Source organism: Pantoea anthophila, from assembly GCF_006494375.1.
Classification (GTDB): domain Bacteria; phylum Pseudomonadota; class Gammaproteobacteria; order Enterobacterales; family Enterobacteriaceae; genus Pantoea; species Pantoea anthophila.
In genome coordinates, this window is the sequence record NZ_VHIZ01000061.1 from 1 (window position 1) to 19,248 (window position 19,248).

General features: G+C 52.6%; 32 protein-coding genes. 6 read left to right on the forward strand and 26 right to left on the reverse strand.

The genetic code is table 11. The features are described from left to right. Nucleotides 1-281 precede the first annotated feature (281 nt). Nucleotides 282-836 (forward strand): gamma carbonic anhydrase family protein, encoded by a 555-nt coding sequence (locus FJW00_RS20030; RefSeq protein ID WP_009087543.1) that lies wholly within the window; start codon nucleotides 282-284, stop codon nucleotides 834-836. Here FJW00_RS20030 and FJW00_RS20035 read toward each other — a convergent pair. From FJW00_RS20035 to dprA, 6 genes are read right to left on the reverse strand one after another with little or no spacing between them, the layout of a single operon-like run. Further along, nucleotides 803-1,060 carry a DUF1488 family protein gene (locus FJW00_RS20035; RefSeq protein WP_009087545.1) on the reverse strand — a complete coding sequence of 86 codons (258 nt, stop codon included), beginning with the start codon at nucleotides 1,058-1,060 and terminating at the stop codon, nucleotides 803-805. The two genes, FJW00_RS20030 and FJW00_RS20035, sit on opposite strands and share 34 nt — an antisense overlap. Beyond that, on the reverse strand, nucleotides 1,057-1,875 hold the full coding sequence (aroE, locus tag FJW00_RS20040) for a shikimate dehydrogenase (protein WP_140925498.1): 819 nt from the start codon (nucleotides 1,873-1,875) through the stop codon (nucleotides 1,057-1,059). Before aroE ends, FJW00_RS20035 begins: the two co-directional genes overlap by 4 nt. A 3-nt stretch (nucleotides 1,876-1,878) precedes the next feature. Beyond that, nucleotides 1,879-2,451: an L-threonylcarbamoyladenylate synthase type 1 TsaC gene (tsaC, locus tag FJW00_RS20045; RefSeq protein ID WP_140925499.1), complete on the reverse strand. Its 573-nt coding sequence runs from the start codon at nucleotides 2,449-2,451 to the stop codon at nucleotides 1,879-1,881. Nucleotides 2,452-2,454: 3 nt separating this feature from the next. Continuing rightward, nucleotides 2,455-3,003 (reverse strand): DNA topoisomerase family protein, encoded by a 549-nt coding sequence (locus tag FJW00_RS20050; RefSeq protein ID WP_046100690.1) that lies wholly within the window; start codon nucleotides 3,001-3,003, stop codon nucleotides 2,455-2,457. Nucleotides 3,004-3,027: 24 nt separating this feature from the next. Continuing rightward, a complete protein-coding gene (gene smg / locus FJW00_RS20055) occupies nucleotides 3,028-3,501 on the reverse strand; it encodes a DUF494 family protein Smg (RefSeq protein ID WP_009087552.1) in 474 nt (157 codons plus the stop codon). Continuing rightward, nucleotides 3,473-4,597, reverse strand: a complete 1,125-nt coding sequence (dprA, locus tag FJW00_RS20060) for a DNA-protecting protein DprA (protein WP_140925500.1) — start codon at nucleotides 4,595-4,597, stop codon at nucleotides 3,473-3,475. The genes smg and dprA overlap by 29 nt, the downstream gene beginning before the upstream one ends. Before the next feature lie 115 nt (nucleotides 4,598-4,712). On the opposite strand from dprA, the gene def reads away from it, so the two are divergent. The 5 genes from def to mscL all read left to right on the forward strand — a co-directional run bounded on the left by def (nucleotide 4,713) and on the right by mscL (nucleotide 9,467). Further along, nucleotides 4,713-5,225 carry a peptide deformylase gene (gene def / locus FJW00_RS20065; RefSeq protein WP_009087556.1) on the forward strand — a complete coding sequence of 171 codons (513 nt, stop codon included), beginning with the start codon at nucleotides 4,713-4,715 and terminating at the stop codon, nucleotides 5,223-5,225. Nucleotides 5,226-5,245: 20 nt separating this feature from the next. After that, nucleotides 5,246-6,190: a methionyl-tRNA formyltransferase gene (gene fmt / locus FJW00_RS20070; protein ID WP_140925501.1), complete on the forward strand. Its 945-nt coding sequence runs from the start codon at nucleotides 5,246-5,248 to the stop codon at nucleotides 6,188-6,190. A 48-nt stretch (nucleotides 6,191-6,238) separates the two neighbouring features. Further along, a complete protein-coding gene (gene rsmB, locus FJW00_RS20075; RefSeq protein ID WP_140925502.1) occupies nucleotides 6,239-7,540 on the forward strand; it encodes a 16S rRNA (cytosine(967)-C(5))-methyltransferase RsmB in 1,302 nt (433 codons plus the stop codon). An 18-nt stretch (nucleotides 7,541-7,558) separates the two neighbouring features. Then, on the forward strand, nucleotides 7,559-8,935 hold the full coding sequence (gene trkA / locus FJW00_RS20080) for a Trk system potassium transporter TrkA (RefSeq protein ID WP_009087562.1): 1,377 nt from the start codon (nucleotides 7,559-7,561) through the stop codon (nucleotides 8,933-8,935). Between the two features lie 121 nt (nucleotides 8,936-9,056). Further along, nucleotides 9,057-9,467 carry a large-conductance mechanosensitive channel protein MscL gene (gene mscL / locus FJW00_RS20085; protein ID WP_009087564.1) on the forward strand — a complete coding sequence of 137 codons (411 nt, stop codon included), beginning with the start codon at nucleotides 9,057-9,059 and terminating at the stop codon, nucleotides 9,465-9,467. On the opposite strand, the gene FJW00_RS20090 is transcribed toward mscL, so the two are convergent. From FJW00_RS20090 to rplN, 20 genes are all read right to left on the reverse strand, one after another. Continuing rightward, nucleotides 9,442-9,699, reverse strand: coding sequence for an alternative ribosome-rescue factor A (locus FJW00_RS20090; protein WP_046100694.1), 258 nt, complete (start codon nucleotides 9,697-9,699; stop codon nucleotides 9,442-9,444). The two genes, mscL and FJW00_RS20090, sit on opposite strands and share 26 nt — an antisense overlap. A 29-nt stretch (nucleotides 9,700-9,728) precedes the next feature. Continuing rightward, on the reverse strand, nucleotides 9,729-10,175 hold the full coding sequence (gene zntR, locus FJW00_RS20095) for a Zn(2+)-responsive transcriptional regulator (protein WP_009087570.1): 447 nt from the start codon (nucleotides 10,173-10,175) through the stop codon (nucleotides 9,729-9,731). Beyond that, complete coding sequence (locus tag FJW00_RS20100) at nucleotides 10,176-10,547, reverse strand: DnaJ family domain-containing protein (protein ID WP_140925503.1); 372 nt, start codon at nucleotides 10,545-10,547, stop codon at nucleotides 10,176-10,178. Between the two features lie 94 nt (nucleotides 10,548-10,641). Further along, entirely contained in the window at nucleotides 10,642-11,028 is a 387-nt protein-coding gene (gene rplQ, locus FJW00_RS20105; RefSeq protein ID WP_009087575.1) for a 50S ribosomal protein L17, read from the reverse strand. A gap of 40 nt (nucleotides 11,029-11,068) precedes the next feature. Further along, the gene (locus tag FJW00_RS20110) at nucleotides 11,069-12,058 is read right to left on the reverse strand and encodes a DNA-directed RNA polymerase subunit alpha (protein WP_003850179.1); all 990 of its coding nucleotides are present in this window, start codon (nucleotides 12,056-12,058) and stop codon (nucleotides 11,069-11,071) included. 25 nt (nucleotides 12,059-12,083) lie between these two features. Then, nucleotides 12,084-12,704 carry a 30S ribosomal protein S4 gene (gene rpsD, locus FJW00_RS20115; RefSeq protein ID WP_008927131.1) on the reverse strand — a complete coding sequence of 207 codons (621 nt, stop codon included), beginning with the start codon at nucleotides 12,702-12,704 and terminating at the stop codon, nucleotides 12,084-12,086. A gap of 33 nt (nucleotides 12,705-12,737) precedes the next feature. Further along, the gene (rpsK, locus tag FJW00_RS20120) at nucleotides 12,738-13,127 is read right to left on the reverse strand and encodes a 30S ribosomal protein S11 (protein WP_004160563.1); all 390 of its coding nucleotides are present in this window, start codon (nucleotides 13,125-13,127) and stop codon (nucleotides 12,738-12,740) included. Nucleotides 13,128-13,143: 16 nt separating this feature from the next. Then, nucleotides 13,144-13,500 (reverse strand): 30S ribosomal protein S13, encoded by a 357-nt coding sequence (gene rpsM, locus FJW00_RS20125; RefSeq protein ID WP_003850176.1) that lies wholly within the window; start codon nucleotides 13,498-13,500, stop codon nucleotides 13,144-13,146. Between the two features lie 146 nt (nucleotides 13,501-13,646). Continuing rightward, nucleotides 13,647-13,763 (reverse strand): 50S ribosomal protein L36, encoded by a 117-nt coding sequence (gene rpmJ / locus FJW00_RS20130; protein ID WP_010252805.1) that lies wholly within the window; start codon nucleotides 13,761-13,763, stop codon nucleotides 13,647-13,649. 32 nt (nucleotides 13,764-13,795) lie between these two features. Continuing rightward, entirely contained in the window at nucleotides 13,796-15,127 is a 1,332-nt protein-coding gene (gene secY, locus FJW00_RS20135; protein ID WP_009087577.1) for a preprotein translocase subunit SecY, read from the reverse strand. A gap of 7 nt (nucleotides 15,128-15,134) precedes the next feature. Next, nucleotides 15,135-15,569 (reverse strand): 50S ribosomal protein L15, encoded by a 435-nt coding sequence (gene rplO, locus FJW00_RS20140; RefSeq protein ID WP_009087579.1) that lies wholly within the window; start codon nucleotides 15,567-15,569, stop codon nucleotides 15,135-15,137. Between the two features lie 3 nt (nucleotides 15,570-15,572). Continuing rightward, nucleotides 15,573-15,752, reverse strand: coding sequence for a 50S ribosomal protein L30 (rpmD, locus tag FJW00_RS20145; RefSeq protein ID WP_003850166.1), 180 nt, complete (start codon nucleotides 15,750-15,752; stop codon nucleotides 15,573-15,575). 5 nt (nucleotides 15,753-15,757) lie between these two features. Further along, nucleotides 15,758-16,258, reverse strand: a complete 501-nt coding sequence (rpsE, locus tag FJW00_RS20150) for a 30S ribosomal protein S5 (RefSeq protein ID WP_003850164.1) — start codon at nucleotides 16,256-16,258, stop codon at nucleotides 15,758-15,760. A 14-nt stretch (nucleotides 16,259-16,272) separates the two neighbouring features. Continuing rightward, nucleotides 16,273-16,626, reverse strand: a complete 354-nt coding sequence (gene rplR, locus FJW00_RS20155; RefSeq protein ID WP_003850163.1) for a 50S ribosomal protein L18 — start codon at nucleotides 16,624-16,626, stop codon at nucleotides 16,273-16,275. Nucleotides 16,627-16,635: 9 nt separating this feature from the next. Continuing rightward, a complete protein-coding gene (gene rplF / locus FJW00_RS20160) occupies nucleotides 16,636-17,169 on the reverse strand; it encodes a 50S ribosomal protein L6 (RefSeq protein ID WP_009087581.1) in 534 nt (177 codons plus the stop codon). A gap of 13 nt (nucleotides 17,170-17,182) precedes the next feature. Then, nucleotides 17,183-17,575: a 30S ribosomal protein S8 gene (gene rpsH, locus FJW00_RS20165; protein WP_003850158.1), complete on the reverse strand. Its 393-nt coding sequence runs from the start codon at nucleotides 17,573-17,575 to the stop codon at nucleotides 17,183-17,185. Nucleotides 17,576-17,607: 32 nt separating this feature from the next. Beyond that, nucleotides 17,608-17,913, reverse strand: a complete 306-nt coding sequence (gene rpsN / locus FJW00_RS20170; protein ID WP_008927132.1) for a 30S ribosomal protein S14 — start codon at nucleotides 17,911-17,913, stop codon at nucleotides 17,608-17,610. 14 nt (nucleotides 17,914-17,927) lie between these two features. Further along, a complete protein-coding gene (gene rplE, locus FJW00_RS20175; protein WP_003850155.1) occupies nucleotides 17,928-18,467 on the reverse strand; it encodes a 50S ribosomal protein L5 in 540 nt (179 codons plus the stop codon). Between the two features lie 14 nt (nucleotides 18,468-18,481). Then, nucleotides 18,482-18,796 carry a 50S ribosomal protein L24 gene (gene rplX / locus FJW00_RS20180; RefSeq protein ID WP_003850150.1) on the reverse strand — a complete coding sequence of 105 codons (315 nt, stop codon included), beginning with the start codon at nucleotides 18,794-18,796 and terminating at the stop codon, nucleotides 18,482-18,484. Between the two features lie 10 nt (nucleotides 18,797-18,806). Continuing rightward, nucleotides 18,807-19,178, reverse strand: coding sequence for a 50S ribosomal protein L14 (rplN, locus tag FJW00_RS20185; RefSeq protein ID WP_006120590.1), 372 nt, complete (start codon nucleotides 19,176-19,178; stop codon nucleotides 18,807-18,809). Nucleotides 19,179-19,248: the final 70 nt, after the last annotated feature.

Consider the following 19,248-nt stretch of genomic DNA (forward strand, 5'->3'; position numbering starts at 1 on the left):
TACGCTTTCCTCCTTCAGAGTCAACCTCTTTTTCAGAAGTTTTTCTCCGGCGGCTCAGTCTCCTGAACCTTCAACCCGTTTCCCGTTGCCGGTGTGCCGTGTCGATGGAGGCGCATTATAGGGATCCCGGTTCAGAGCACAACCCTTTTTTTGGATCTTTTTTCTGAACGGTTATAAATGATCCAGATTGATGAGATCGCCAGCGATCCAGGCCAGAATAGGCTTGTCAGCTGGCTAAAATCACATCAGGCTGCTGAGAAAACAGAATAAAGGAGAACACAATGACTTCCGCCTTACGTCCTTATAAAGATCGCTTTCCACAAACTGGCCAGCGCGTCATGGTCGATCCAGCTAGTGTTGTGGTGGGTGATGTCATCATGGCCGATGACGTGAGCATCTGGCCGCTGGTCGTCATCCGGGGAGACGTGAATCAGGTTCGCATCGGTGCCCGTACTAATGTGCAGGATGGCAGTGTTCTGCACGTCACGCATAAATCTGCCGCTAACCCGGAAGGCTTCCCGCTGATTATTGGCGAGGATGTCACGGTCGGGCACAAAGCGATGCTGCATGGCTGCACTATCGGCGATCGTGTGCTTATCGGGATGGGCTCGATTCTGCTTGATGGCGTAATAGTAGAAGAAGAGGTCATGATTGGGGCAGGCAGTCTGGTCCCTCCAGGTAAACGGCTGGAGAGCGGCTATCTCTATCTGGGCAGTCCGGTCAGACAGATCAGGCCGCTGAACGACCAGGAGAAGGAAGGATTACGCTATTCGGCGAATAACTATGTCGGCTGGAAAAATGATTACCTGGCGGGAGATAACCAGACCCAGCCCTGAGCATCAACACGCTCCTGACGAATGGCCGCTTCGGCTTCATCTTCGAGATCCCAGCGATGGTGCTGAAACAGCGCCATCGCCTCCCCTTCGCCAAAGCGTGACGTCAGCGACATACGGCTGATCGCACAGATCAGCCGCATACCGTTAACCAGTACCGGGAAGCAGACGGCATCCCGTTCAGCGTCATAGGTTTCATCGTCAGGAAACTGAATCGCCTGATTCATGGCTGCATAGCCTGTTTCAGCTGAGCAATGACCGGCGCAACGTCCGGCATCACGCCATGCCATATATAGAAGGCATGCGCCGCCTGCCCCACCAGCATTCCCACACCATCCGCCAGAGCGTGCGCTCCCTGCGTCTGACACCAGAGCAGGAAAGGCGTCAACCCGCTTTGATAGAACATGTCATAGCAGCGTACGCCGGGATGGATCAGCTCTGCAGGTAAAGGGGGTGTTTTCCCCTCTACACCGCTTGAAGTCGCATTGATGATAAGGTCGAAACGCTGGTCCGCCAGTTGATCAAACGCAGCAGCACGGATAGTGCCGCTCTTTGCGAACAGGCCAGCCAGCTCCTCTGCCCGTTCGGCGGTGCGGTTTACCACGGTGAGCGTCACCCCTGACGAAAGCAAAGGATGAATCACACCGCGCGCCGCCCCACCTGCGCCCACCAGCAGAACATTGTCGCCCGCATTGATCATCTTCAGCCGTTCAAGATCGCTTAACAGGCCGATACCATCGGTGTTGTCACCCAGGATCTGCCCGTCGCTGAGCTTTTTTACCGTATTAACGGCGCCGGACAGGGCCGCGCGTTCACTGAGTTGATCGGCAAACTCCCAGGCCTGCTGTTTAAAAGGCAGGGTCACGTTGGCGCCACGACCGCCCTGTGCAAAAAAGGTTGTCAGCGCATCGCGAAATCCGTCAACCGGCGCACAGATCCGGCCATATCGATGCTCGATGCCTGTCTGTTCAGCAAAAGCCTGATGGATCAGCGGAGATTTACTGTGGCTGATCGGATTACCGAAAACGGCGAATTGATCCATGAGTTAACCCTGACGTATAAGTTCGCCGCTGATTACATCGCGGATTTCTGAAGGATTGAGTCGTCCCCCCGTTTTCCCGGACAGAACCGGGAAGTCCTCACCAAACTGCTTATACACTTCTTCTGCCATACGGCAGGGAGGCTGTCCTGACAGATTGGCGCTGGTTGAAACCAGTGGTTTACCAAATGCGCGGCAAAGCGCCTGCACATCCGGATGGTCACTGACCCGTATCGCCAGCGAGTCGAACTGTCCGGTCAGCCAGCGGGGCGTCTGGGGAGGAACCGGGACGACAAAGGTCACTGGGCCGGGCCAGCAGGCGAACATACGCTCACGCTGGATCACAGAGAGTTCGCGATCGGAGATATAGGGTTCTAGCTGGGAATAATCAGCTGCGATCAGAATGAGTCCCTTTTCTACCGGACGCTGTTTCAGCGCCAGCAGCGCCATGACGGCAGATTCACTGTCAGGGTCGCAGCCCAGACCAAATACGGCTTCAGTGGGATAGGCGATGACCGCCTGACGATTCAGCTCTGCTACGCAGCGCTCAAGTGAATCGGCGAGGTGTTGATTTTCCATGATCTATTCATTCTCTTCAGCAATGGCTTTGCCACAACTTTTACTGGCGCAGAAGCGTTTAACCCCCTGCGCTGTCTTTTTTTCAACCAGCAATGGAAACTGACACCAGGCACAGACCCCGGCCACGGGCGTCAGGTTGACGACAAACTGGCAGGCGGGATAACGATCACAGGAGTGGAACGTTTTGCCATAACGGGAACGCCGCTGAACCAGCCGGCCTTCGTGGCACTGTGGACACGCCAGCGTCGTTTCGTCCGGTTTGTCGATGGTTTCACTGTAGCCGCATTCAGGATAGTGGCTACAGCCAATAAACATGCCATAACGGCCCTGCCGCAACACTTTATCGGCTCCGCATTCAGGACAGGCGTGGCCCTCCAGCACTTTAACCACATGGCCATCGGCCTGCCCTTTTAAGGGCCGGATGTAGTCACATGCCGGATAGTTGGCGCATCCCAGAAAAGGGCCATGTTTACCCGAGCGGATAACCAGTTCTGCCCCGCAAGCGGGGCAGGGATCCTGTTTACGCACGGTGAAGAGTGCAGCTTTACTCATAGCGATAAATGCATGAAAGGAAATTTAATGCAGCATACCTTCATTGACGTCGAATAGCAGTTCTTCCATCTGCTGATAGGCATTTTCACATCCCGGGATGTTGAACAACACCATCAGCACCACCCATTTGAGGTCCTCCAGATCAAACTCAGAGGTATCCAGCGCCATGACACGTTCGATGACCATCTCACGGGTTTCCAGATTCAGCACCTGAATCTGCTCCAGGAAGAGCAGGAAACCGCGGCTTTCGGCATCTAAACGTTTACTCTCTTCGTCGGTATAAATACGCATAGAGAGCGGATCGTTGGTCAGTAAAATTGGCGCAACCAGTCCTTCCTGATAATCCGCCAGTCTTTCCAGCCAGTTAAGCGCACTGTAAATATCTTCACGATGGAACCCGGCATCCGTCAGGTCATCTGTCAATCTGTCCTGATCAACACCCATTTCTGCTTCGTTGTGGATATAGGTCTCAAACAAGTACATGAGTACGTCGAACATGGCATGCCCTCCTCAATCGGACATAGCCGCCGGGTACAGCTGCGATCCATCCTGCTAACTCCAGTTCCAGCAATTGAGCTGAGATAACTGGCACAGATTGGCCGGCACGTTCAGCGACAACGTCAACAGGTGTAACCTCATCACCTACGTTAGCCAACACATCAGCAAATGGCAATGGAGCATCGTCACCTGGTTCAGAATAAATTTCGTCATCCTGTGTCTCAGGCAGCCAGTTCAGTGCCCCAGCCAGATCCTCCAGAATGTTGTTAGGATGTGCCACCAGCAGGGCCCCCTGCTGAATCAGCCAGTTGACCCCTTCGCTTAACGGGTTGCCGAGCGCGCCAGGTAGTGCATAAACATTGCGGTTTTGCTCCAGCGCATAGCGAGCGGTCACCAGTGAACCACTTTTCAGTGAGGCTTCCACCACCAGCACGCCCAGACTCAGGCCACTGATGATCCGATTACGACGCGGAAAGTTGAGCGGATGAGGAATGGTGTTCAGCGGAAACTCAGACACCACGGCACCGCCCTGCTCAACAATCTCTGCGGCAAGGCGGACATGCTGTCGGGGATAGAGCCGCTGCAGCCCGCTGCCTAATATGGCTACCGTTTTGCCGCCGGTACTGAGTGCCGCCTGATGCGCAACGCCATCAATCCCCCGCGCCAGTCCGCTGGTGATGGTCAGCCCGCTGAGGCTCAGGTGCCGGGTAAACCATTCGCCCCAGTAACGGCCATTGGGTGAGCCGTTCCGGCTGCCCACGACTGCCAGCTGCGGGGTAGTGATGACGGCCGGGTCGCCGTGGATGTAGAGCAGCGGCGGAAAGCGACTGGTTTCCCTGAGCCGGGCAGGATAGGCGGTGTCCAGCGCAGTGATCAGATGATGGGCAGAACTGCGCGCTAACCAGTGCTGCACATCAGTGATCGTTTTTTCAGGCAGATCAGCGTATTGCTGACACTGCGCAGCGTCTAACCCCAGCCGCATAAGTTTCCCGCTGTCTGCCGGTGCATCGCCCAGCTGCTGCGCCACGGTCAGCCAGCGCTTTCCTGTCATTCCACGCACCGCGGCCAGCCGCAGATACTGCGCTATTTTGTCCATTTGCTGCTCCCTGATTGCCCCGGCTTCCTGCCGCACAATGCTGTCAATCAGGTCTCAGAAAGTCTACAATATGAGGCAGTAATCTTTTCCTAACCGAATACAGATCTGGATATTTATGTCAGTTTTGCAGGTATTACATTTTCCTGACGAGCGCCTTCGCAAAGTCGCCGCGCCCGTTAAAGAAGTTAACGCAGACATTCAGCGTATCGTTGATGATATGTTCGAGACGATGTATGCCGAAGAGGGCATCGGTCTTGCGGCGACGCAGGTCGATATTCATCAGCGCATCATCGTGATTGATGTCTCTGAAAGTCGTGAAGAGCGTTTAGTCCTGATCAACCCTGAGCTGCTGGAAAAAAGCGGTGAAACCGGTATTGAAGAGGGCTGCCTGTCGATTCCGGAACAGCGTGCATTTGTCCCGCGTGCTGAGCGCGTAAAAGTTCGCGCGCTGGATCGCGACGGTAACAGTTTCGAACTGGAAGCCAGCGACTTACTCGCCATCTGTATCCAGCATGAGATCGATCATCTGGAAGGCAAACTGTTTATTGATTATCTGTCGCCTCTGAAGCGTCAGCGGATCAAAACCAGATTAGAGAAACTGGCGCGTCAGAACGCCCAGGCTTCCTGAGATCTTAAAAAGGGATAAACGTGTCTGCCCCGCTAAAAATCATTTTTGCCGGCACTCCTGACTTTGCAGCGCGTCATCTTGACGCGCTGCTTGCTTCTGAGCATCAGGTTATCGGTGTCTTTACTCAGCCCGACCGCCCTGCGGGCCGCGGCAACAAACTCACGCCTGGCCCGGTCAAAACGCTGGCGCTGGCTCATGACATTCCGGTGTTTCAGCCAAAGTCACTGCGACCTGAAGAGAATCAGCAGCTGGTTGCTGACCTGCAGGCCGATGTGATGGTTGTCGTGGCGTATGGATTAATTCTGCCCAGGGCAGTGCTGGATATGCCGCGTCTGGGCTGCATCAATGTTCACGGTTCGCTGCTCCCCCGCTGGCGTGGTGCCGCGCCGATTCAGCGCGCACTCTGGGCTGGCGACAGTGAAACGGGCGTCACCATCATGCAGATGGATGTGGGTTTAGATACCGGCGATATGCTGCATAAACTGGCCTGCCCGATTACCCCCCAGGACACCAGTGCCACTCTGTATGACAGACTGGCCCAGCTCGGCCCGCAGGGGCTGCTGGATACGCTGACGTTACTCAACACGCAGCAGGCCTTACCCGAAAAACAGGATGAAGCACTCGCCAGCTACGCTGAGAAGCTGAGCAAAGAGGAGGCGCGTCTTGACTGGAGACTGCCCGCAGAACAGCTTGAGCGCTGTATCCGCGCCTTTAATCCCTGGCCGATGAGCTTTTTCACGATTGACGATCAGCCGGTGAAAGTCTGGCAGGCTACCGTACTGCCTCACCGCGACCATGCACCGGGTGAAATTATCGCTGCAGATAAGCAGGGCATCCAGGTTGCGACCGCTCAGGGCGTATTGAATCTGGTGCAGTTGCAGCCCGCCGGTAAAAAACCGATGTCGGCTCAGGATCTTCTCAACTCGCGTCGGGAATGGTTTGAACCTGGAACCCTTCTGGACTGACTCTCCGGCCCGGTGACTTACCGGGCTTTTTGTTTGATGAAAAACCCTATGACTAAATCAACCAACCTGCGTAGCCTCTCCGCCCAACTGATTGAGCGCGTTGTGGACAAAGGCGAATCCCTGAATACGGTTCTGCCTGCCGCCCAGAAAAAACTCACCGACAAAGATAGCGCATTAGTGCAGGAGATCTGTTTTGGTGTTCTGCGCACATTGCCGCAGCTGGAAGCGCTGATTGGCAAACTGATGGAACGTCCACTGACCGGTAAACAGCGGGTTCTTCACTATCTGATCATGGTCGGACTTTATCAGCTGGAATATACCCGGGTGCCAGCCCACGCTGCACTGGCTGAAACCGTCGCGGGCGCAGAGGTGCTGAAGCGCACCAGCCTGAAAGGATTATTAAACGGGGTATTGCGCCAGTTTCAGCGCCAGCGTGAAACGTTACTCGCCAGCATTCAGGATGGTCCACAACGTTATCTCCATCCGGGCTGGCTGCTTAAGCGATTGCAGTACGCCTGGCCGGAGCAGTGGGAGCATATCGTCGAAGCAAATAATCTGCGTCCGCCGATGTGGCTGCGGGTTAACCGTCAGCATCACTCACGTGACGCCTGGCTGACCATGCTGACTGAAAGTGGCAGAAATTCACAGCCGGCTGCCGATGTTCCGGATGCGTTGCGGCTTGATGCCCCCGCCCCGGTCAGCCAGTTGCCCGGCTTTGATCAGGGCTGGGTGACCGTACAGGATTTATCAGCCCAGCGCTGCGCTCTGCTGCTCGAACCTCAGAATGGCGAGCAGATTCTGGATTTATGTGCGGCCCCCGGCGGTAAAACGACCCATATCCTTGAGATTGCGCCGGACGCCGACGTGCTGGCTGTCGATGTGGATGCGCAGCGTCTTAAACGCGTTGATGAGAATCTGCAGCGACTGGGCATGAAAGCGGAGGTTAAACAGGGGGATGGACGGACACCGCAGCAGTGGTGTGGCGATCGGCAGTTTGACCGTATCCTGCTGGATGCGCCCTGCTCTGCAACCGGCGTTATCCGCCGACATCCCGATATTAAGTGGCTGCGCCGCGATCGCGATATCGCTGAGCTGGCAAAGCTGCAGCGTGAGATCCTGGACGCTATCTGGCCGCACCTGAAACCTGGCGGCACGCTGATTTATGCCACCTGCTCCATCCTGCCTGAAGAGAACCACCAGCAGATTGAGGCTTTCCTGCAGCGACAGCACGATGCGCAGGCGGAGCCGCTCAGGGATGCACCGGCGAGCGGATTACAGGTCTTTCCGGATGCTGAAGGCGGAGATGGTTTCTTCTACGCTAAGCTGATAAAAAATTCGGGTTCACACTGATATGAGTATTGATAAGCGATGAAAATAATCATTCTGGGCGCAGGTCAGGTAGGCGGAACGCTGGCAGAGAATCTGGTGGGTGAAAACAACGATATCACAGTCGTTGATACCGATTCGGCACGCCTGCGTCATCTGCAGGATAAGTTCGATCTGCGTGTAGTACAGGGGCACGGTTCACATCCGCGGATCCTGCGTGAGGCGGGCGCTGAAGACGCCGACATGCTGGTTGCCGTTACCAGTTCGGATGAAACCAACATGATTGCCTGTCAGATTGCTTATTCGCTTTTCAATACGCCGAACCGAATCGCCCGTATTCGTGCGGCGGACTATCTGCGCGATGCAGATAAGCTTTTTATGCCGGAAGCCGTTCCTATCGACCATCTGATCTCACCAGAGCAGCTGGTCATCGATAATATCTACCGTTTGATCCAGTATCCGGGCGCCCTGCAGGTGGTGAATTTTGCCGAAGGCAAAGTCAGCCTGGCCGTAGTCAAAGCGTATTATGGCGGGCCTCTGGTCGGGAATCCGCTTTCGATCCTGCGTGAGCATATGCCGCACATTGATACCCGTGTCGCCGCTATCTTCCGTCAGGACCGTCCCATTCGTCCCCAGGGTTCGACCATCGTCGAGGCAGGTGATGAAGTGTTTTTCATCGCGGCCAGCCAGAATATTCGTGCAGTAATGAGCGAAATGCAGCGGCTGGAAAAGCCTTACAAGCGCATCATGTTAGTGGGAGGCGGCAATATCGGTTTCGGTCTGGCACAGCAGCTGGAGAAGCACTACAGCGTGAAGCTGATAGAGCGTAATCCTCAGCGGGCCGCCGAACTGGCTGAACATCTTCATGATACCGTCGTCTTTTATGGCGATGCGTCAGACCAGGAGTTGCTTGCAGAGGAGCATGTCGAGCAGGTTGACCTGTTCATTGCGGTCACCAATGATGATGAAGCCAACATCATGTCAGCCATGCTGGCGAAAAAGATGGGCGCCAAAAAAGTCATGGTGCTGATTCAGCGTCGCGCTTATGTGGATCTGGTGCAGGGCAGTGTTATCGATATCGCGATTTCTCCTCAGCAGGCCACCATCTCTGCCCTGCTGGGCCATGTCCGTAAAGCGGACATCGTGGGTGTTTCCTCGCTGCGTCGCGGCATCGCTGAGGCGATCGAAGCGATAGCGCACGGTGACGAATCGACATCACGGGTGGTGGGCCGCGCGATTGATGATATCAAACTGCCCCCGGGTACCATCATTGGTGCGGTAGTGCGCGGCGATGATGTGATGATTGCCAATGACAACCTGCGTATCGAGCAGGGTGACCATGTGATCATGTTCCTGACCGATAAGAAATTCGTGTCGGATGTTGAGCGGCTCTTCCAGCCAAGTCCTTTCTTCCTGTAAATCCTGTATTGATTTTCAGTCGGGGGGAGTCAGGCAAAACAGCCACCTGTTTGGCTGCGCTTATGGAAAAAACAGCAAGGTTTGTTAGACTTTATGACACTGGCAAGGAGAGGAGTTAAGTATGAGTTTAATCAAAGAGTTTCGTGATTTTGCAATGCGCGGGAATGTGATGGATCTGGCCGTCGGTGTCATCATCGGCGCTGCGTTTGGTAAGATCGTCTCATCATTAGTGGCTAACATCATTATGCCACCGTTGGGCTTATTGATCGGTGGTGTCGATTTTAAATCGTTTGCCTGGGTACTCAAGCCTGCTGTTGGCGACACGCCTGCCGTCGTTATGCAGTACGGTATTTTCCTGCAGAGTATCTTCGACTTTGTCATCATTGCCTTTGCCATCTTTATGGCGATCAAACTGATGAACCGTCTCTACAAGAAAAAAGAAGTTGAGAAGCCTGCACCTAAACCTTCAAACGAAGAAGTGCTGCTGACTGAAATTCGCGACCTGCTTAAACAGCAGAATACCCGCGTATAGTGAACAAACCGCCTCTGAGGCGGTTTTTTAATGGTAAAGAAGAAGGGCAGTGATAAGACGCTTTCTTATCACTGCCCTCCCATCCCTGCCCCTTGTTGTGTTTTTCCTTCCGTCTGAAGCTGCCCTTACCCTTTTGTTTCTGCTCAATGCGCTGACGGAAAAGCGGGTCGTGTAACAGAGCCTCAATCGCGTTATCGCGGATTTGCCCCCTGGTATGCTGATATTTACTCATAACGCCTCCTGTTGAGATGGTCTGATACTCTATTCCTTTGCGGTAAAATCACAAGACCCTTGTTTGTCTGAAGCCTCTCCCCGCTCCAGTGCCTCCAGAATTGAGCACGAAATGCTACTGTGGCTGTGACCACAACAGGCGTCCGAAAGAATACGCAGAGAGCGCTGCATCGACTCAAGTTCCGCTATCATCTGCGCCACTTCATCCAGCCGTTTCTCAACGATCGCTTTTGACTCCTGGCAGGTGTGATGTGCCGGATCGACCCGGATTGACAGAAGTTCCCGGATCGCTTCCAGACTGAAGCCGAGCTTACGACCGTGGCGGATAAATTTCAGACGCTGCAGATCGCCTTCGCTGTAGAGGCGAAAACCACCTTCGGTACGCTCACCATGATCCATCATCTGCTGCTTTTCATAAAAACGGATGGTGTCAGGCGTTACCTCAGCAAGCTTTGCTAACTGACCAATGCGGAACATCTACTCCTCCTCGCGGAAATGGTGGCGTATCGCGGTAGCATAGTTTCCATGAAGAAAATCGGTACTCATGCCCGCCTGTCGCAAGCGCAGCTCCAGCACCTGAAGCCGGTGACAGTGATCCTGATAGTCACGATCCGCAGGATCCAGCTGGCGAATCAGATCGTTGACTTCCATCGCCTCACGCCTTAACTCCAGCTCGGGGGGCAGAAAGCCAGAATTTTTCAGCAGTCGATACCCTGCCCTTAACTCCGGAGGGACATGCCTGTCATCATCCAGCTGTAGCGGTTTGCCAGAGCCAGGAAGGTTACTAAGTTCGCCTTTTTCCAGTGCCGCTTTGATGTGCTGTTCAGCAAGTTCGTCTACCAGCCACATAACAGATGCCCTCAAAAATAGAAGCGTCATTCTAAGGTAGCGAATTTCAGGCAATAAAAAACCCGCCGAAGCGGGTTTTTTACGTTGCTGCAGATTACTCTGCGGCTGCTTCTGCTTGAGCTTCTGGACGATCAACCAGCTCGATGTATGCCATCGGAGCGTTGTCACCAGCACGGAAGCCACACTTCAGAATACGAGTGTAACCACCAGCACGGCTCGCAAAACGCGGGCCCAGCTCATTAAACAGTTTTGCCACGATCTCGTTGTCACGAGTACGGGCGAATGCCAGACGACGATTAGCTACGTTGTCGGTCTTGGCAAGAGTAATCAGCGGCTCAACTACGCGACGCAGTTCTTTGGCTTTCGGCAGAGTCGTTTTGATGATCTCATGACGAACCAGAGAACCGGCCATGTTGCGGAACATAGCCTGACGATGGCTGCTGTTGCGGTTCAGTTGACGACCACTCTTACGATGGCGCATGACCTTATCCTTCTCAGTGAAACCTTAACCTGTGATCGGTTTATTCATCAGCAATGCTTGCCGGTGGCCAGTTCTCAAGGCGCATGCCCAGAGACAGACCACGTGAAGCGAGCACATCTTTAATCTCAGTAAGAGATTTTTTACCCAGGTTAGGCGTTTTAAGCAGCTCAACCTCGGTACGCTGTACCAGATCACCGATGTAGTGGATAGCTTCTGCCTTAAGGCAGTTAGCAGAGCGGACAGTCAATTCCAGATCGTCAACAGGGCGCAGCAGGATCGGATCGAATTCTGGTTTCTCTTCTTTAACTTCCGGCTGACGTACATCACGTAAGTCAACGAAAGCTTCAAGTTGTTCAGCCAGAATGGTCGCCGCACGACGAATCGCCTCTTCAGGATCGATTGTGCCGTTGGTTTCCATTTCGATGACCAGCTTGTCCAGGTCGGTGCGCTGCTCTACACGCGCTGCTTCAACATTGTAGGCGATACGGTCTACAGGGCTGTAGCAAGCGTCAACTAACAGGCGGCCGATTGGGCGCTCATCTTCTTCCGAATGAATTCGGGCAGAAGCCGGCACATAGCCACGACCACGCTGAACTTTGATACGCATGCTGATAGCCGCGTTCTCATCGGTCAGATGGCAGATGACATGCTGAGGCTTGACGATTTCGACATCACCATCATGGGTAATGTCGGCTGCAGTCACAGGGCCAATGCCAGATTTATTCAGGGTCAGAATAACTTCATCTTTACCCTGAACTCTTACCGCCAGCCCTTTCAGGTTGAGCAGGATTTCCAGGATATCTTCCTGTACGCCCTCTTTGGTGCTGTACTCATGAAGTACACCATCAATTTCAACCTCGGTCACCGCGCAACCCGGCATGGATGAAAGCAGAATACGGCGCAGTGCGTTACCAAGAGTATGGCCAAAGCCACGCTCTAAAGGCTCAAGGGTCACCTTGGCGTGCGTCGAACTCACTTGCTCGATATCTACCAGGCGCGGTTTTAGAAACTCTGTCACAGAACCCTGCATTGTGTCCTCTCTTTGGTACTAAGCTTTACTTGGAGTAAAGCTCGACGATCAGGTGTTCGTTAATGTCCGCAGACAGATCAGTACGTTCAGGAATACGCTTGAACACACCTTCCATCTTAGTCGCATCAACTTCCAGCCAGGTTGGCTTTTCACGCTGCTCAGCCAGCTCCAGAGCGGCCTTCACGCGAGATTGCTTTTTGGCTTTCTCACGGATGCTAACGACATCATTCGGAGATACCTGATAAGAAGCGATGTTAACAACGCGGCCGTTTACCAGAACAGACTTGTGGCTAACCAGCTGACGTGCTTCTGCACGCGTAGCACCGAAGCCCATACGATAAACTACGTTGTCCAGACGACCTTCCAGCAGAGCCAACAGGTTTTCACCGGTGTTGCCTTTCAGACGAGCTGCTTCTTTGTAATAGTTACGGAACTGACGCTCCAGCACGCCGTAGATACGACGAACTTTCTGCTTCTCACGTAACTGACCGCCGTAATCAGACAGACGCGGTTTACGCGCACCATGCTGACCAGGGGCTTGTTCAATTTTACACTTGGAATCAATCGCGCGAACGCCAGACTTAAGGAATAAGTCAGTGCCCTCACGACGGCTCAGCTTGAGCTTAGGACCCAAATATCTTGCCATTTTCTTTCTCCAACTATCCTAAAAAAACGGGCGTTATACGCGACGTTTTTTCGGCGGACGACAACCGTTATGAGGGATCGGAGTCACATCAGTAATATTCGTGATGCGGAAACCAGCGGCGTTCAAAGCACGAATCGTAGATTCGCGACCTGGACCCGGACCCTTTACCATAACTTCCAGATTCTTAATTCCGTAATCTTTTACCGCTTCTGCACAGCGCTCTGCAGCGACCTGAGCAGCAAACGGAGTGGATTTACGTGAACCGCGGAAACCGGAACCACCGGCGGTTGCCCAACCCAGCGCGTTACCCTGACGATCAGTAATGGTAACGATGGTGTTGTTAAAAGAAGCATGGACATGAGCCACGCCATCTGAGACTTGTTTTCTTACACGCTTGCGTGCACGAACTGGTGCCTTTGCCATTATTTACTCACCCCGATTATTTCTTGATCGGTTTACGCGGACCCTTACGGGTACGTGCGTTGGTCTTGGTACGCTGACCGCGAACCGGAAGACCACGACGATGGCGCAAACCACGGTAGCAACCAAGGTCCATAAGACGCTTGATGCTCAGGGTGATTTCACGGCGCAGATCACCTTCAACAACGAATTTAGCAACTGCATCACGCAGCTGATCAATTTGTTCTTCAGACAGCTCACTGATCTTAACATTTTCAGCAATGCCCGTTGAAGCGCAGATGGCTTTTGAACGGGTTTTACCGATACCGAAGATCGAAGTTAATGCGATAACGGTATGTTTTTGATCAGGAATGTTAATGCCTGCTATACGGGCCACTATGCACTCCTATAATTAAACAAGCACGTCCCATGCTGAAAAGCCCGTTTTCAGGATACTCAAATGGAAACGTACTGACATACAAAAGATTGGCTGGCTAATCTAGCCAGCTCAACCCGACTTTGCAAGAAAAATATGTGACAAAATCAGCCTTGGCGCTGTTTATGCTTTGGCTCGGCGCTGCAGATCACACGTACGACACCGTCGCGACGAATGATTTTGCAGTTACGACATAATCTCTTGACGGAAGCACGAACTTTCATTTTTACTCTCCGTAACTTCTCAACCAACTGAATTAACGGCCGTAGCCTTTCAGGTTAGCTTTCTTCAGTGCCGACTCGTACTGACTGGACATCATCAGAGTTTGCACTTGAGCCATAAAGTCCATGATGACGACAACTACGATAAGCAGTGATGTACCGCCAAAGTAGAAGGGAACCTTCATCGCATCACGCATGAACTCCGGGATAAGGCAGATAAAGGTAATGTACAGGGCGCCGATTAAGGTCAAACGCGTCATTACTTTATCAATATACTTCGCCGTTTGCTCTCCCGGACGAATTCCCGGTACGAATGCACCAGACTTCTTCAGGTTATCTGCTGTTTCACGTGGGTTGAAAACCAACGCCGTATAGAAGAAACAGAAGAAGATGATTGCAGTCGCATAGAGTAGCACATAAAGCGGCTGTCCTGGCTGCAAATACAGCGAAATTGTTGTCAGCCAGTTCCAACCGGTACCGCCCCCAAACCACGATGCAATCGTTGCCGGGAACAGAATAATGCTGGAAGCAAAAATAGCCGGGATAACACCCGCCATATTCACTTTCAACGGTAAATGTGTGCTCTGTGCAGCGTAAACGCGACGACCCTGCTGACGTTTTGCGTAGTTCACCACAATGCGGCGCTGTCCACGTTCAACGAAAATAACAAAGTAGGTCACTGCGAATACGAGTACTGCAACCAACAGCAACAGAAGGAAGTGCAGGTCGCCTTGCCGCGCTTGCTCGATGGTATGGCCAATGGCCGGCGGAAGACCCGCAACAATACCTGCGAAGATAATGATCGAAATACCGTTACCGATACCCCGCTCAGTAATCTGTTCGCCCAGCCACATCAGGAACATTGTTCCTGAGACCAGACTCACAACAGCGGTAAAGTAGAACGCAAAGCCCGGATTCATTACCAGACCCTGCATCCCTGGCATATTCGGCAGACCGGTAGCAATACCGATCGACTGGAATATGGCCAATACCAACGTACCGTATCGGGTGTACTGGCTAATCTTACGACGGCCAGCCTCCCCTTCTTTCTTAATTTCCGCTAACGCTGGATGAACCACCGTTAATAACTGGATAATGATCGATGCCGAGATATACGGCATGATGCCCAGTGCGAAAATAGAAGCACGGCTGAGAGCACCACCAGAGAACATGTTAAACATTTCAATGATGGTGCCACGCTGTTGCTCAAGCAGTTTGGCAAGTACAGTGGCATCAATACCAGGGATTGGAATAAAAGAGCCAATACGGAAGACAATCAGTGCGCCGATGACAAACAGAAGTCTGCGTTTCAGCTCACCAAAGCCGCCTTTGGCGCTTTGAAAATCTAATCCCGGTTGTTTAGCCATCTGCTACTTATTCCTCGATTTTACCGCCAGCAGCTTCGATTGCAGCACGAGCACCTTTGGTGACACGCAGGCCGCGAACCGTTACCGGTGCAGAAACTTCACCAGACAGAATTACTTTAACGAATTCAATCTGAACACCGACAATGTTGGCTGCTTTCAGCGCGTTCAGGTCGACGATACCGCCTTCAACTTTCGCCAGATCAGACAGACGAATCTCTGTAGTGATCATTGCTTTGCGAGAGGTGAAACCGAACTTCGGCAGACGACGGTACAGAGGCATCTGACCACCTTCGAAACCGCGACGTACGCCACCGCCAGAACGTGAGTTCTGACCTTTGTGACCACGACCACCGGTTTTTCCGAGGCCAGAACCGATACCACGACCCAGACGCTTAGTAGCGTGCTTAGACCCTTCGGCCGGAGACAGAGTATTTAAACGCATCTCTTACTCCTCCACTTTAACCATGTAGGAAACCGCGTTGACCATGCCGCGTACAGCTGGCGTGTCTTCACGCTCTACGGTATGACCAATACGACGCAGACCCAGGCCAACCAGAGTGGCTTTATGCTTAGGCAAGCGGCCGATTGAACTACGGGTTTGAGTGATTTTAATAGTCTTAGCCATCGTGATTACCCCAGAATTTCTTCAACGGATTTACCACGCTTAGCAGCGACCATTTCCGGAGATTTCATATTGCCCAGGCCGTCGATAGTTGCACGAACCACGTTGATCGGGTTAGTAGAACCATAGGCTTTTGCCAGTACGTTATGAACTCCAGCGACTTCCAGAACGGCGCGCATTGCACCACCGGCGATGATACCGGTACCTTCTGAAGCCGGCTGCATGAACACGCGGGAACCCGTGTGTGCACCTTTAACAGGGTGCTGCAGGGTGCCGTTGGTCAGCGCGACGTTAACCATGTTGCGACGGGCTTTCTCCATCGCTTTCTGGATCGCTGCTGGAACTTCACGCGCTTTACCGTAACCAAAACCTACGCGACCGTTACCATCGCCTACCACAGTCAGTGCTGTGAAGGAGAAAATACGACCACCTTTAACAGTTTTAGAAACACGGTTTACCGCGATCAGTTTTTCCTGCAGTTCGCCAGCTTGTTTCTCGATGTGTGCCATCTTAGACCTCTACCTTAGAACTGAAGGCCAGCTTCACGGGCAGCATCTGCCAGTGCCTGGACGCGACCATGATATTGGAAACCGGAACGGTCGAAAGAAACACCTGTGATGCCTTTTTCGATTGCGCGTTCTGCGATAGCTTTACCTACTGCAGCTGCGGCTTCTTTATTACCGGTATACTTCAGTTGTTCAGTGATAGCTTTTTCTACAGTAGAAGCAGCGACCAGAACTTCGGAACCGTTCGGGGCGATTACCTGTGCGTAAATATGACGCGGGGTACGATGTACCACCAGGCGAGTAGCACCCAGCTCTTTGAGCTTGCGACGTGCACGGGTCGCACGACGGATACGAGCAGATTTCTTATCCATAGTGTTACCTTACTTCTTCTTAGCCTCTTTGGTACGCACGACTTCGTCGGCGTAACGGACACCCTTGCCTTTGTAAGGCTCAGGACGACGGTAGGCGCGCAGGTCTGCTGCAACCTGACCAATCAGCTGCTTATCAGCGCCTTTCAGCACGATCTCAGTCTGAGTTGGGCATTCTGCAGTGATACCCGCGGGCAGCTGGTGATCGACTGGATGAGAAAAGCCCAGTGACAGGTTAACCATATCGCCTTTAACGGCAGCACGATAACCTACACCAACCAGCTGCAGCTTCTTAGTGAAGCCTTCGGTAACACCGATAACCATTGCGTTCAGCAGCGCGCGAGAAGTACCCGCCTGCGCCCAGCCGTCAACGAAACCTTCGCGCGGAGCGAAAGTCAGAGCGTTGTCAGCATGCTTAACTTCAACAGCATCATTGATAGTACGAGTCAGCTCGCCGTTTTTACCTTTAATCGAAATTACCTGACCGTCGAGTTTTACCTCTACGCCGGCAGGAACAACGACAGGTGCTTTAGCAACACGAGACATATGTATCCTCCGATTACGCTACGTAGCAGATAATTTCGCCACCAAGACCAGCCTGGCGCGCTGCACGATCAGTCATGACACCTTTGGATGTAGAAACTACAGCGATGCCCATACCAGCCATTACCTTTGGCAGCTCATCTTTTTTCTTATAGATGCGCAGGCCAGGACGGCTTACTCGCTGAATGCTTTCTACAACAGCTTTACCCTGGAAATACTTAAGAGTCAGTTCCAGTTCCAGCTTGATGTCGCCTTCGATTTTGAAATCTTCAATATAACCTTCTTCCTTCAGAACGTTGGCAATTGCCAATTTCAGCTTGGAGGAAGGCATGGTGACCGCAACTTTGTTCGCGGCCTGACCGTTACGGATACGGGTCAGCATATCCGCGATCGGATCTTGCATGCTCATCTGTGTTACTCCCGTGATTCAATTGGTGACAATTACCAGCTAGCCTTTTTCAGGCCCGGGATTTCACCGCGCATGGCGGCTTCGCGGACCTTGATACGGCTCAACCCAAACTTCCGCAGGAAACCGTGCGGACGACCTGTTTGACGGCAGCGGTTACGCTGACGTGAAGGGCTGGAATCACGCGGCAGACTCTGCAGCTTCAGAACAGCATCCCAACGGTCTTCGTCGGAAGCGTTCACATCAGAGATGATCGCTTTCAGTTCAGCGCGTTTAGCGAAGAATTTGTCTGCTAATTTTGCACGTTTAACTTCACGTGCTTTCATAGATTGCTTAGCCATTAAGTAACCCTACCTTACTTACGGAACGGGAAGTCAAAGGCAGCCAGCAGAGCACGGCCTTCATCATCAGATTTCGCAGTAGTGGTAATGGTGATATCCAAACCACGAACGCGATCGACTTTGTCGTAGTCGATTTCTGGGAAGATGATCTGCTCACGTACACCCATGCTGTAGTTGCCACGACCATCGAATGACTTAGCGGACAAGCCACGGAAGTCACGGATACGTGGAACAGCAATGGTGACCAGACGCTCAAAGAACTCCCACATGCGCTCGCCACGCAGAGTTACTTTACAGCCGATCGGATAGCCCTGACGGATTTTGAAGCCTGCAACTGATTTGCGTGCTTTGGTGACCAGCGGTTTTTGACCGGAGATTGCTGCCAGGTCAGCTGCTGCGTTATCCAGCAGTTTCTTGTCAGCGATCGCTTCACCAACACCCATGTTCAGGGTGATCTTCTCGACCCGAGGGACTTGCATGACAGAATTGTAGCCAAACTCTGTCATGAGTTTCTGGACTACTTCGTCTTTGTAGTAATCATGCAGTTTCGCCATCGTACTACTCCAAATTACTTGATAGTTTCGCTGTTAGACTTGAAGAAACGGACTTTTTTGCCGTCTTCGAATCTAAAGCCTACACGGTCAGCCTTACCAGTTGCCGCGTTGAACAGTGCAACGTTAGAAACCTGAATAGCAGCTTCTTTTTCAACGATGCCACCTGGCTGGTTCAGAGCCGGAACCGGCTTCTGATGTTTCTTCACCAGGTTGATACCTTCAACGATGACCTTACCAGAAGACAGGACATTCTTTACCTTACCGCGCTTACCTTTATCTTTACCGGTCAACACGATAACTTCGTCGTTACGACGGATTTTAGCTGCCATTGTTCGCTCCTTAGAGTACTTCTGGTGCCAGAGAGATAATTTTCATGAACTTTTCAGTACGAAGTTCACGAGTTACCGGCCCAAAAATACGCGTACCGATAGGCTGCTCACTGTTATTGTTCAGAATAACGCATGCATTACCATCGAAGCGAATGACAGAACCGTCCGGGCGACGAACACCCTTCCTGGTGCGCACCACTACCGCCTTCAGGACATCACCTTTTTTGACTTTACCGCGAGGAATTGCTTCCTTGATGGTAACTTTGATGATGTCACCGACGCCTGCGTAGCGACGGTGCGAGCCACCCAGAACCTTGATACACATTACGCGACGTGCACCGGAGTTGTCGGCGACGTTCAGCATAGTCTGTTCTTGGATCATTTTAGTGCTCCGCTAATGTCAACTACTACTTCGGGACCTAAACCTCAGGTCGTTAGAAAGCCCCATAATT